10 protein-coding genes are annotated in these 12739 nt (G+C 52.7%); 5 read left to right on the top strand and 5 right to left on the bottom strand.

Annotation, left to right across the window (positions count from 1 at the left end):
• Positions 1-355: 355 nt before the first annotated feature.
• The 3 genes from BLV85_RS00640 to BLV85_RS00650 are packed head-to-tail and all read right to left on the bottom strand — an operon-like array spanning position 356 to position 5524.
• On the bottom strand, positions 356-1966 hold the full coding sequence (locus tag BLV85_RS00640) for a peptide chain release factor 3 (RefSeq protein ID WP_090411069.1): 1611 nt from the start codon (positions 1964-1966) through the stop codon (positions 356-358).
• A gap of 16 nt (positions 1967-1982) precedes the next feature.
• Positions 1983-4022, bottom strand: a complete 2040-nt coding sequence (locus tag BLV85_RS00645; RefSeq protein WP_090411072.1) for an ABC transporter ATP-binding protein — start codon at positions 4020-4022, stop codon at positions 1983-1985.
• Positions 4019-5524 carry an ABC transporter permease gene (locus tag BLV85_RS00650; RefSeq protein WP_090411074.1) on the bottom strand — a complete coding sequence of 502 codons (1506 nt, stop codon included), beginning with the start codon at positions 5522-5524 and terminating at the stop codon, positions 4019-4021. The genes BLV85_RS00645 and BLV85_RS00650 overlap by 4 nt, the downstream gene beginning before the upstream one ends.
• 277 nt (positions 5525-5801) lie before the next feature.
• Here BLV85_RS00650 and BLV85_RS00655 point away from each other — a divergent pair, with 277 nt between their 5' ends.
• Both BLV85_RS00655 and mepK read left to right on the top strand, forming a co-directional pair.
• Positions 5802-7442 (top strand): L,D-transpeptidase family protein, encoded by a 1641-nt coding sequence (locus tag BLV85_RS00655; protein ID WP_245725025.1) that lies wholly within the window; start codon positions 5802-5804, stop codon positions 7440-7442.
• A gap of 26 nt (positions 7443-7468) precedes the next feature.
• Complete coding sequence (gene mepK, locus BLV85_RS00660) at positions 7469-8053, top strand: peptidoglycan L,D-endopeptidase MepK (RefSeq protein WP_090411078.1); 585 nt, start codon at positions 7469-7471, stop codon at positions 8051-8053.
• A gap of 480 nt (positions 8054-8533) precedes the next feature.
• Here mepK and BLV85_RS00665 read toward each other — a convergent pair whose 3' ends face one another.
• Positions 8534-10141, bottom strand: a complete 1608-nt coding sequence (locus tag BLV85_RS00665; RefSeq protein WP_090411080.1) for a multicopper oxidase family protein — start codon at positions 10139-10141, stop codon at positions 8534-8536.
• A 105-nt stretch (positions 10142-10246) separates the two neighbouring features.
• Positions 10247-11107, bottom strand: a complete 861-nt coding sequence (locus BLV85_RS00670; RefSeq protein ID WP_090411082.1) for an MBL fold metallo-hydrolase — start codon at positions 11105-11107, stop codon at positions 10247-10249.
• Positions 11108-11212: 105 nt separating this feature from the next.
• Between BLV85_RS00670 and BLV85_RS00675 the strand changes: the two genes are divergently transcribed.
• The 3 genes from BLV85_RS00675 to BLV85_RS00685 all read left to right on the top strand — a co-directional run bounded on the left by BLV85_RS00675 (position 11213) and on the right by BLV85_RS00685 (position 12721).
• A complete protein-coding gene (locus tag BLV85_RS00675) occupies positions 11213-11641 on the top strand; it encodes a YeeE/YedE family protein (protein WP_090411204.1) in 429 nt (142 codons plus the stop codon).
• 142 nt (positions 11642-11783) lie between these two features.
• Positions 11784-12212, top strand: coding sequence for a YeeE/YedE family protein (locus BLV85_RS00680; RefSeq protein ID WP_090411084.1), 429 nt, complete (start codon positions 11784-11786; stop codon positions 12210-12212).
• 80 nt (positions 12213-12292) lie between these two features.
• Positions 12293-12721 carry an ArsR/SmtB family transcription factor gene (locus tag BLV85_RS00685; protein ID WP_090411086.1) on the top strand — a complete coding sequence of 143 codons (429 nt, stop codon included), beginning with the start codon at positions 12293-12295 and terminating at the stop codon, positions 12719-12721.
• Positions 12722-12739 lie beyond the last annotated feature (18 nt).

Below are 12739 nucleotides of genomic sequence, written 5' to 3' on the forward strand. Positions count from 1 at the left end.
GTATCGGCATTCCGCTTCAGAACTTTAGCCGATAGCGGCTGACCATCTCAGCATTCCACCAAATCATGCCACATGCATTTTATTACGAATATACGCTCGAACAAGCAACCATTTCAACCAGGATATGCAGGCTGTCTTTTACGCCGCTTTGGATGCGGCCCAGCGCACTTCGGATTTGAACGACCATACCGCATGAGACAAGTACTATATGCACCATTTACCGCGAACCAGAAACACCAACACATCGGTTGCCTTGCCAGGCAGGCAACCGGACATCGCCGCAATGGCTATAAGGTTGAAACAATGAATCTAAAACGGAGATTTACAACACAGCCCACCAAATAATCTCTTGCACTCAAACGGCATGCGCCTGAAACATGAGCCCGGCATGCTCCCGCATTTTATGGAAACGGATGGCTGGCCAGTTTTCTTCCGCGACACTGATTTCAGCCGCAAATGAAGCCAGGAAAGTGGGCGCGTCGACAGCATCATAAGCGATACGATGGGCATTTGCCTCGATGAATCGCTGCAGCTCGCGTGGATTATCCGCGGTCACCCAGCGAGCCAGCTGATACTTGGCTGGAGCAATACGCGCTTCGACACCATACTCGTATTTCAGGCGATGGGTCACGACCTCGAATTGCAAGATCCCGACCGCGCCCAGCAATAGAATGCTGCCGATATGTGGGCGAAATACCTGGATCGCACCTTCCTCCCCCAATTGAGTCAGCCCAAGCTTGAGCTGTTTGCTGCGCAATGGATCGGCAATTTCTACAGTCTGGAAAATTTCAGGCGCAAAGAAGGGTAGGCCGGTAAATTGCAAGGCCTCTCCTGCCGTCAGGGTATCGGCCAGCTGCAGTGTGCCGTGATTGGGAATACCGATAATGTCGCCTGCATAAGCGGTCTCAAGCAGCTCGCGACGCTGCGAAAGAAAAGAGACAACAGTATTGGTGCGAACCTCTTTCCCACTGCGCACGACTTTGAGATTGATTCCGCGCTTGAACTCACCCGAGCAGATACGCACGAATGCAATCCGGTCCCGATGCGCAGGGTTCATATTGGCCTGAATCTTGAAAACCACCCCGGAGAATTTGGCTTCAGTTGGCAGCACTTCTCTTTGCAGCGCACAACGCGCGCTGGGCGATGGCGCCAGTTCGACCAGCGTATCAAGCACTTCCTGCACCCCAAAATTATTGATAGCAGATCCAAAAAAAACCGGCGTTTGATGACCGGCCAGAAATGCATCCTGATCGAATTGCGGCGCGGCATCGAGAATGAGCTCGATTTCCTGCTGCGCCTGTGTCAGGCTCATCCCAAATCGTTGCAACACCGAAGGATGATTCAGATCCTTGATAATTTCAACCTCGTCCTGACCGGAACGATCCGCACCGGGACGAAAGACCCGCATATGCTTGTGCTGCAAGTCATAAACGCCATGAAACGATTTTCCCATCCCAATGGGCCAGGTAAAGGGTATCGTATCCATGCCGAGGGTACGCTCGATTTCATCGATCAGATCGAGCGGCTCGCGCACTTCGCGATCCATCTTGTTGACAAAGGTTATGATCGGTGTATTGCGGGCGCGGCATACTTGCAACAAACGCAAAGTTTGCGCCTCCACCCCGTTGGCGGCGTCAATAACCATCAGGGCGGCGTCAACGGCCGTGAGCACGCGGTAGGTATCTTCGGAAAAATCCTGGTGGCCTGGGGTATCCAGCAAATTGATCACACAGTCGCGGTATTCCATCTGCATGACAGAACTGGCCACCGAAATTCCCCGTTGCTTTTCGATTTCCATCCAATCCGAGGTGGCATGACGGCTGGCCTTGCGCGCCTTGACACTGCCGGCGATATGGATGGCGCCCGCAAACAACAGCAATTTCTCGGTCAGTGTGGTTTTACCCGCATCCGGATGGGAAATGATGGCAAACGTCCGGCGACGCTTTACCTCATGGTCTATCGTCATTAAAAATCCTGAAAATTTAAAAAGCTGAATTATAAAGATGGCAATGCGTCATGTGCGTGGAACCGAATTGACTGACACCCGGATAAACCTCACGGCAAATTGGCATGACATGCGGACAACGTGGATGGAAATGACAACCTGCCGGCGCGTTGGCCGGGGATGGCAACTCGCCTTCCAGGCGGATCACGGCACGCGAGTCCTTGGATTCGATCGCAGGAACGGCCGACAGCAATGCCTGCGTGTAGGGATGCTTGGGATCATCAAGGACCTCTGTCACATAGCCTCTTTCAATGATTCGCCCCAGATACATCACCGCCATTTCATCAGCCAGATAGTCCACGACCGATATATTATGGGTAATGAACAAATAGGCCAGCCCACGATCCTGCTGCAGAGTTTTGAGCAAATTCAAAATCTGCGCTTGTACCGAGACATCCAGCGCACTGGTCGGCTCATCGCAGATCAACAGCTGCGGATTGACCGCCAGCGCGCGCGCAATCGCGATACGCTGACGCTGCCCGCCGGAGAATTCATGGGGATAGCGCCACTTGGCCTCAACCGGTAACCCGACCTGCTGCAGCAAAGCATCGATATCTTGCCCTGTTCGATTCTTCCCTGCCTTGGAAGTTTCCATTAAATTATGGTTGAGTGCCTGCATTCCCTCCTCGATAATTTCAGCGATCCGCATACGCGGATTAAGCGATGAATAGGGATCCTGAAAAATAATCTGAAACTGCGCGCGTTTTTTCAACAGTTGTCTGCGGTGCAACCCACTCAGCTCCACGCCGTCCAGGCAAATACTGCCCGCTGTGGCTGGAATGAGTTGCAGAATGGCTTTGCCCACGGTTGTTTTACCGCACCCGGATTCGCCCACCAACGCCAGTGTTTTGCCATAGGCGATGTCCAGCGTCAGGCCATCGACAGCCTTGACCTGACCGGCCACACGCTTGAATAAACCCTTGTGAATGGGAAAATGCACCCGCAGATCATCTACTTTCAGTAACGGGGTCGCTTCTGCCGGTTGCAGCGGCTGGCCAACCTCCGCCGCGCTGTGTTGCGGGAAGGCGTTGATAGCTGGCTGCTGTGCCTCACCTGTGGCATAAAGGTGACATCGCACCCGATGTCCGGGGGCGACTGCCGTCCATGGCGGCGCAACCTGGCGGCATTTTGCCCACGCCCGGTCACAACGATCGGCGAAACGGCAACCGACAAAGATTTCCGACAACGGCGGGACATTTCCGGAAATGACGGACAGCCCCTGGTTGCGCTTGTGCCGGGTAGGCAAGGCGGCAAACAATTTCTGGGAATAGGGATGGGCAGGATGCTTAAAGAAATGTTCGCGGCTGGCGGTTTCAATGGCCTCCCCGGCATACATGACAGCGATGCGATGCGCCATTTCGGCAACCACACCCAAATCATGCGTGATCAGGAGAATCGCCATATCCATTTGGCGCTGCAAGTCGCGCATGAGATCCAGCACTTGGGCCTGAATGGTCACATCCAGCGCAGTCGTGGGCTCGTCGGCGATCAGTAGTTCAGGCTGCCCGGCCAGTGCCATGGCAATCATGACACGCTGCTTCATGCCGCCAGAAAACTGAAACGGGTATTCCGTCTTGCGCCGCGCAGGATCCGGAATACCCACCTGTGCCAGGAGCTCCAGAATCCGGGCCTGCGCGGCAGCATGACCGATGGTGAAATGCCGCGCCAATACTTCCTCTATTTGCTCTCCCACCGTCATCACTGGATTGAGACTGAGCATGGGTTCCTGGAAAATCATGCCGATACGGCCACCCCGCACCGCACGCATGGCCGCTTCCGGCAGCGTCAGCAACTCATCGCCATTCAAGCGGATACTGCCCTGGACAATATCCCCGCCATCCGGCAACAAGCGCATGATGGACAATGCCGTCATCGATTTCCCGCACCCCGATTCCCCCAGCAGAGCGAATGTCTCTCCCCGCTGGATTTCAAGCGTCAAGCCATCCACTGCCCGCACAGGTTGCGCACCGGTTCGCAGAATGGTTCTGAGATTGTCAATTGCAAGCAGTGGTTTCATGTGCGGACAGCGCCCTGGGTCGCCGATAGGGTATTCTCTGCCTGGCTATCCGGCGCAGGTTGCCCGTTGGATCCGTCCGAGTGTCCGACTCGCGTGCTGATACGCGGATTGAATGCGTTCTGCACTGCGTCTGAAAAAAGGTTTGCGCTCAGCACCAGCGCAAACATAAAAATAAACGCGGCGAACAGCGTCCACCAAACCATCGGCTCACGCGCCAACTCCAACCTGGAAGCATTGATCATGGTGCCAAAACTGATCATGGATGGATCAACCCCTACCCCCACATAAGAAAGCACGGCTTCTGCCAAAACCAGCCCACTGAAATCCATGACGGTGGCGATCAACACAATATGCATGACATTGGGCAGGATGTGGCGGCTGATAATCCGCCAGTGAGAGACACCAAACGCATGCGCGGCCTGAATATACTCCATTTCACGCAATTTCAGGGCTTCGCCCCGCAGCAGTCTGCATAAGCCAGTCCAACTGGTGATTCCCAGAATGATGCAAAGAAACAACAATCGCAAATCAGCGCGTGCCGCCACTGTATCGAACAATTCCGCATGCGTCTCGATATAAACCTGCATCATCAGCACCGCTGCGGCAATCAGCAGCACGCTCGGAATGGAACTGAGCGTGGTATAAATATATTGGATGGCATCATCGATCCAGCCACGGAAATACCCCGCCGCAATCCCCAGCAGCAAGGCAAATGGCAACATGATCAAGGTTGTCAAGGTGCCGATAACCAGGCCGGTGCGTATGCTCTTGAGCGATTGGTACAACACATCCTGGCCGACTCTATCGGTGCCAAGCACATGATAATGCGAGGCCAAGGCAAAAACCGCGCCGACCGTAAGCAGAATGAGTGCGAGTGTGGTCCATATGGCATGCCAGGGAATCTCGGTTCTGCCACGCCAGATGGCTGCCTGCATCGGCCAGAATGCAGTTTGGCAGCGCCTCGCCTGCATCATGCCAAAACCCATCATCAGCCCCCCCCATACCAGCAGTCCTCCGCCGAGGCCTGACATTGCTCGCCAAAAAATATCTGGCGCCAATTCGGTATCGGGATCACTCAAATGCGCGCCACCATAGATTAACCGGGCAAAATCCCTGATTTGCTCACCATCGGATGTCTCAAGGGTTTCTTTCGCATACAGATGTGCGGACAACGGCGCCGAGTAAGTTTTTTCCACATGCAGGCGCAACGGTCCAAGCAACACGTCGAGCAGACTCAATACTTCGGCGCTGTAAACCTTGTCCTCCACGCCATGCAGCGATTGTTCCAAGGCCGGACGAAAATGCACCGTATCCAGCAAACCAATGAATAAGAAACACAGCAGCACTGTCAACGCAGCCATGCCGCTGGCACTATGCGCAACCCTCCGCCAGGATACAAGCAGATAGGTATGGCGCCTGATATAGAAACCGAAGGCGATGCCCACTACTACCAACAGATAAACCAGCAGGTCGGTCCAGAGGATTACAGGGCTAAAAGGCATAACGAATAAAATCCTGGGCAATAATGAATGGTATTGTAGAGCAATATTTGCCGGCTTGAATCACTTCCAGCAGCAGTAAACGGCGGAAAAAGCCCTTTGATTTCTGCTTTATGGATAACCAAAGGTATGATAAAACGCAATTTCTCGCGGAAAAAGGTTACGCATCCGCACCCATATCAAGATTGAATGATAAGTGATTTTCCCTATCGATAAATACCAGGCACCTTTTCCGTGCCTGACATCGGGTGTTGCAAGCCCCCCCGTCAGGCAAACAATGATGATGCGGCAGCTTTTGGCGCTGCTCATCGGGCTATTAGTGCTGCTTCCGGTTTATGCTGGGACAGCCTCGGCAATGGTCAGCGCGGAGACAATACGCCGGCAACTGGCACAAGATACCGATGACACGGGCAACCAGTCAGCCCAGGTGAGATTGAAGCATTTTTATGCCCAGCGTGATTACCAGCCTGCCTGGATCATATCCAACCAGTACCAACCTATCTTGGATACGGCCTTATCCTTTATCGCACGCGCCGACGAGGAGGGCCTGGATATAAGCAATTATAGCAGCGCCCATTTACAGCAGCTGCACGCAAGCCCTGAAGGGGAAACCGGTCTGGCGCTGGAATTGGGTGTCACCCGGTCACTGTTGGCGCTGGCCCAAGATTTGTACAGCGGACAACTATCCGCAACCGCCGCCGATCCGGACTGGCATATTCCACAACAGAAATTTGACTCGGTAACATTCTTGCAGCAAGCACTCACGCAGAACAATCTGCAGCAGGCCTTCGCTGACCTGGCTCCGAGCATGCCCCAGTATAACGCTCTCAGGCGCCTGCTCATGAAACTGCGTCAGCTGGCTGCCGCAGGCACCCACTGGACGCAAATCCCGGAAATCGCGTCTGCCATCCGGCCCAATTCGACCCACCCGGCCATTCCATTGATTCGCCAACGCATCCTTGAAGCCCATGCAGCGTATACGAAAGCAGAATATGCTCTCACCACCGCTGAGAGCGAATGGTACGACCATGAGCTGGAGGCTGCCATCAAAACCTTTCAGCAGCAACATGGCCTGAATCCGGATGGTATTATCGGCAGACATACGAGACGCGCGCTCAACACGCCACTGGAAAAACAGATTCAAAAATTGCGCATCAATATGGAACGGCTGCGCTGGCTTCCCAGAAACTTCGGCGATCGCTATGTGCTGGTCAATATCGCCGGGTTCTACTTGACCGCAATCGAGCATCACACACCGGTTCTGGATATGCGCATTGTCGTCGGGCGTGATTATCGTTCCACGCCAAGCTTCAATAGCCGAGTCTCACATCTCGTACTCAATCCGTACTGGAATATTCCCAATAGCATCGCACGCCAGGATCTATGGCCCAAACAAAAAAAGAACCCGGATTATTTTGCTTCCCAAGGAATCAGAGTGTTTTCAAGCTACCGGTATGAATTTGAGCTTGATCCTGATGGGATTGATTGGCATGCAGTCGAGAGACGCTTTCCTTATGCCTTGCAGCAAGCACCGGGCAATCTGAATGCGCTTGGTAACATCAAATTCATGTTTCCGAATCCTTTCAGCATCTATTTGCATGACACGCCTTCCAAATCACTTTTTCAGAAGGATATCCGGACCTACAGTTCGGGCTGCATCCGCTTGGAGAAACCGTTCCAGTTGGCTGAATTTCTACTGGGACGCTCACTTGAAGATGCCAATATCACACAGCAGGTGGACAGCGGCAAGACGCGTACTGTTCACTTGCCAAAACGCGTACCGATCTACCTCGTATACATAACGGCCTGGAGCGACGAACAAGGCGATGTACGCTTTTCCTCCGATATATATGGCCGCGACAAACGAGCCTTGGCCCATGCGCGCTGGCCCGAACCCGCGCAACTTTCACAGTCGTATTAAATTATTTTCATGAGGGAGCAGAACGAATGTTCAATCAACCAATTGATATCAACATCACCAAAAAATTGACCGCCCATGGCACCACACGCCGCCATCTCTTGCGAGCGGGACTTGGTGCATGCGCGCTGCTGGCGATCCCTTCCGCCTACGCGAGTCAAGCCCGGGCAAATGAGAAACACCTGTCACTGCTCAATTTGCATACGGGAGAACGCATCAAAACTGTTTATTGGGAACAAGGAACATATATTCCGGAAGCACTCCAGGCGATACAAAAGGTGTTGCGCGATCATCGTTCCGGCGAACAGCATCCAATCGATCCCCAATTACTCGATGTCATGCAACTGCTGCATCATCGAATGAGAATTTCCAGGGAATTTCAAGTGATATCCGGCTATCGATCACCTGCAACGAATGCTGCCCTTGCAGCCAACAGTCATGGTGTCGCCAAAAAAAGCTTGCACATGCAGGGCAGAGCCATAGATATACGTCTGCCTGGGGTACCGCTCAACACCCTCAGAAAAGCGGCGATATCATTGAACGCCGGCGGCGTAGGTTATTATCCAGCCTCTAACTTCATTCATCTGGATACTGGCAATGTGCGCTACTGGTAGACATGCAGCACTCGGGCGGCAATGAAAAAACCAGAACTGATGAATAAGGCGAGCACAAGCATCTCGCAGTGATTTTATATGCCTCTCTACAACTTTCAGCAGTGGATATTAAGGGCTCGTTAATGAATAATTTGGGTATACGTTGTTACGTATTCGGGAAAGATGTAAGGCGCGAGGTATAACCGAATGGTCGTTCCATTCGCAAGCCTCGCAACGAAGCAGATGCCCGAATACGCAACAACCCTTCGGGCTGGGGTCGCTTTTGACGCAGACCAAGGCGCAAGACAGGCCGTTGTGTCATTCACAACAAGTGGTTTGCAACGCCGGTATGCGCCAAAAGCGACCCCAGCGTATGCTCAAGTTATTTATTAACGAGCCCTAAGCTCAGGACAAACTCTCGTCGGTTTTATGGCGCGCAAACGCACCCTGCTGAAACTGAAAAGGCTCCAGAGGCATATGATTCATGCGACGTTTTTGTGACTAGCTGACCAGAAAATTGCGCATCATCCCCATATCCTCATGCTCGAGGTTATGGCAGTGGTAAAGATATAGCCCGGTATAATCATTGAAGGGCTTGAGAATGGTCACTTCTTCGCCCGGCATGACTAGGACCGTGTCTTTCCTGCCACTGTTGATAAAACCTTTTTTCACGGTGTCATAGTCGCTGGTGTTCTGATCACGCATGATGCGGGAAAGTATCTGGAACTGCTCTCCATGCAGGTGAATGGGATGTGGCATGGTCATTCCCATACCCCCCCTTCCCCCACGTGCGCCGCCCGGGCCTCCTCGGCCACCGCGCATCCCATGGCCATCATGATAAATTCTGATTTTCTGGATGGTATTGACAGGGATGCGTTCGGCATCCACCACCTTCAGCATCTCAAACGACAAGCCATTGAGTTGGGGTGACATGCGCCTCATGCTGAGCGCGATCGGAATCTCCCTGGCAGGATCCGAAACATCCTTTTCAGTCAGACGATGAAAAGGCGTTAAATTTTCCGGCAATCCGGGTGACTCGCTGACTTTTTCGGCAATGTGAAATTTAACCACTGGAAATACCGCGCCCTGAGGCATGCCATGCCGCCTCATACCGCCGCCTCCACGCCTGCCACCGCCCATGCGTGGCACGGCGCCTTTAAATTCGAGACTATAGAGCATGAGGTCCGTGCCAGGCTCGCGCCCGCTGAAATCCACCCAACACTCCACTCTTTCTGCAGGCGCCAGCATAATATAAGGATAGGTCTCGGGCTTTTCCAGCAAAGTGCCATCGGTACCGATCACTGTAAGTGGCGTCCCATCCTTCCACCCCAGTTTGTAAATTCTGGAATTGGAGCCATTAAAAAAGCGCAGGCGATAGGCACGCGTTTTAACCGGAATCACCGGTTTGATTTGCCCGTTGACCACAATCGTATCGCCCAGAAAACCCACCATACGCTCATGCATACCACGCTGCAGATATTGCAACTGGTTATCTGCAGTAAAGTTTCTATCCTGGATCACAATCGGTAGATCATATTCCCCGCCAGGCAGCGCCAGCTTTTGCTCCTGCTCATCGGTAATCGTAAGCAATCCCGCCAGTCCCTGGTAGACTTGGGTGGCCGTCATTTCATGAGTATGCGAATGATACCAATTCGTGCCGGCCGGATTTCTGATTTCGTATTCATAAATATATTGCTGACCCTGCGCAATGGCATACATAGGGTGGCCATCCATCACCTGTGGCACGTGCAAACCATGCCAATGGGCGATAGTCGGCTCAGGTAATTGATTATGGAAGATGATGCGGACTTTCTGCCCCTGCACGAAATTCAGGGTGGGCCCTAGATAGCCCGGCATGGGAACAAGAGTCGAAGGCGGGCCTTTGCGCAAGGTCGCATGGTAGCGAAAAACCCGAGTAGCCGGACCGGGTTTAAGGGAAACAGTCTCCCGCCTGGCAACCAGCTCGATTTCCACATCCGGCTTAAAACCCTTGTCAGCAATTGGCTGGAATTTTCTTTCTGCAAAAACAACACTAGGCCAGCTGGCCGCGAGTGACGCCAATGCAGCACTTTGCAGGAATTGTCGCCTTTTCCAGTTACCAGGCGCCATATAGTTTCTCCTTCTTGAAAATAACAGCCAATCAGAGCGCCACCCGCTCTTGCCGCCATTGGCTATGGCTCGGATTGAACCATAGCATAACGTCGCGCCGCGTCTCTAAAGAGCGTTGATAGGTATTTTGAAATAGGCTACACCATTCTCCTCCGCCGGTGGCATTTTTCCTGCGCGTACATTCAACTGCACGGATGGCAGAATCAAAACCGGCATCTCCAAGGTCGCATCACGTGCTGTGCGCATGCCGACAAATTCATCTTCACTCACCCCATCATGGACATGAATATTGTGCGCATGCTGAGCCGCCACCGTGGTCTCCCACGCAACCGGGCGATCAGTAGGTGGGTAGTCGTGACACATGAACAACCTCGTCTCAGCTGGAAAGGCTAGCAGTTTTTGTATCGAACGATAAAGCTGCCGGGCATCGCCCCCGGGAAAATCGGCCCGTGCTGTTCCCACATCCGGCATGAACATGGTATCGCCAATAAAGATTGCATCCGCAAACTGATAAGCGAGATCAGCAGGGGTATGGCCGGGAACAAACAATACCTTCCCCTGCAAGCGCCCAACTTCAAAAGTATCACCATCGGCAAACAAATGATCGAATTGCGAACCGTCAGGATTGAAGCTGTCTTCCATATTGAACAGTTGCTTGAAAACACGCTGCACATTGGGAATATGGTCCCCGATCGCTGTTTTGCCACCCAATTTCGATTTGAGATAGTCTGCCGATGAAAGATGATCGGCATGGGCATGCGTTTCCAGTATCCAATCGACCGTTAGGCGCTCGGATTGCACAAACTCGATCAATTTATCCGCCGAGGTATTTTTGGTCCTGCCTGCTTTTGGGTCATAGTCGAGAACCGGATCAATGATGGCACAGTGCCCACCCGGCTCGTCAAACACAACGTAGCTGACAGTCCAAGTCGCCGAATCAAAGAAAGCCTGGATATTGGGTTGCATAACCTTCTCCTTAAGGTAGTTGATATTTCAGTTGATTATAATATATATATTGCTATAATGTTTCAACATATTCTATCTATACATATATTATACCGAGGTGTCATCATGATTGACTGGCAATCTTTCACGCCGATAAGCGCCCTGGCTGGCGGCGCAATCATTGGACTGGCCACTGCATTTTTATTGATTTTTGCAGGCCGCATTGCCGGCATCTCCGGCATTGTGGGCGGACTGTTCAGGCTACAAAAGGGTGATTTCGGATGGCGCGCTGCATTCGTGGCCGGCCTGCTGCTGGCGCCATGGCTATGGCGCTGGTTCGACGAGCTGCCTGCCATTCAGGTTGAAACCAGCCATGGACTGCTCGCACTGGCCGGGCTGATCGTGGGGCTTGGCACCCGGTATGGTTCTGGCTGTACCAGCGGGCATGGGGTGTGCGGCCTGTCACGCCTGTCACCGCGCTCAATCGTGGCCACCCTGCTATTCATGACAATGGGAATGATTACCGTTTATGTCATTCGGCATGGCCTGTACTGAGCCATTGGCTGGCAACTGAATCGCGCATCGAGAAAATCATTATGCCAGGAGGCTATCCGAGAATAGACTGATCTACTGCGGACGAGTCTGGCTGGCCGTGCCTGTTTATATCAGATTGCAATAATGTAGAGGACTATCACTCATGCTTATCCAATTAATCGCATTACTTTCAGGGCTCGTCTTCGGCATCGGACTGATTCTGTCTGGTATGGCAAATCCCGCGAAAGTGCTTGCATTTTTAGATGTCACCGAGCAATGGGATCCTTCCCTGGCTTTTGTGATGGCCGGTGCCGTAGGTGTCGGTTTTTTCGCCTTCCGGCTGGCAAAAAAACGCGGCCAGACATTATTGGCATCTCCCTTGCATTTGCCCACCTCCAATATTCTGGACCACCGTTTAATTCTGGGCAGTATCGCATTTGGCGTGGGCTGGGGCATAGCGGGTATATGTCCCGGACCGGGACTGGTGCTGGCTGCATCCGGTCATTCAGGTGCAATCATATTCGTCGTGGCCATGCTCTCAGGGATGGTGATTTTCGATCAACTGGAAAAACACCGCATGCGCCGTCACTGACCGGCAAAGATTTCCCATCAGAACACGACACAATGCACGCCGATTCCATCATTAATGCCTATAATCTTGAAACTTGAACTATGATTAACTCATCTGCACAACTGCCAGACCTGTCGGCAATGATAGAGGAAAGAGCGGCCGCCGTCAGAGCCTGTGCAATGCTGAGAATTCTGGCCAACGAAGATCGCTTATTGATTCTATGCAAGTTAATGCAGGGAAGAAAAAATGTCGGCGAACTGGAACAGCAACTGGGCATTCGACAACCCACACTCTCACAACAGCTGACCGTACTGCGCGAGGAGAAGCTCGTGTCGACAGAACGCCAAGGGAAATATATTTACTACAGTCTTGCCAGTCCGGAAGCGATTCAAATCATGCTGACTCTATTCAATCTATATTGCCAGGACAGCGGCCTGCAGGCAGCACGCAATTCGCACGACACGACGCCCTTTATCGACAACCTCTTCGAGCGTTCGCGCCGGACAAGCGGAGGTGCCGCATCACGATAATCCAATTGACATATCCCG

This window comes from Nitrosomonas halophila, assembly GCF_900107165.1.
GTDB lineage: Bacteria > Pseudomonadota > Gammaproteobacteria > Burkholderiales > Nitrosomonadaceae > Nitrosomonas > Nitrosomonas halophila.

Excerpts from the sequence above, each read along its gene's own strand:
- BLV85_RS00640 (WP_090411069.1), bottom strand. The coding sequence starts at position 1,966 with ATGACGATAGACCATGAGGTAAAGCGTCGCCGGACGTTTGCCATCATT.
- BLV85_RS00645 (WP_090411072.1), bottom strand. The coding sequence starts at position 4,022 with ATGAAACCACTGCTTGCAATTGACAATCTCAGAACCATTCTGCGAACC.
- BLV85_RS00650 (WP_090411074.1), bottom strand. The coding sequence starts at position 5,524 with ATGCCTTTTAGCCCTGTAATCCTCTGGACCGACCTGCTGGTTTATCTG.
- BLV85_RS00655 (WP_245725025.1), top strand. The coding sequence starts at position 5,802 with ATGATGCGGCAGCTTTTGGCGCTGCTCATCGGGCTATTAGTGCTGCTT.
- mepK (WP_090411078.1), top strand. The coding sequence starts at position 7,469 with ATGTTCAATCAACCAATTGATATCAACATCACCAAAAAATTGACCGCC.
- BLV85_RS00665 (WP_090411080.1), bottom strand. The coding sequence starts at position 10,141 with ATGGCGCCTGGTAACTGGAAAAGGCGACAATTCCTGCAAAGTGCTGCA.
- BLV85_RS00670 (WP_090411082.1), bottom strand. The coding sequence starts at position 11,107 with ATGCAACCCAATATCCAGGCTTTCTTTGATTCGGCGACTTGGACTGTC.
- BLV85_RS00675 (WP_090411204.1), top strand. The coding sequence starts at position 11,213 with ATGATTGACTGGCAATCTTTCACGCCGATAAGCGCCCTGGCTGGCGGC.
- BLV85_RS00680 (WP_090411084.1), top strand. The coding sequence starts at position 11,784 with ATGCTTATCCAATTAATCGCATTACTTTCAGGGCTCGTCTTCGGCATC.
- BLV85_RS00685 (WP_090411086.1), top strand. The coding sequence starts at position 12,293 with ATGATTAACTCATCTGCACAACTGCCAGACCTGTCGGCAATGATAGAG.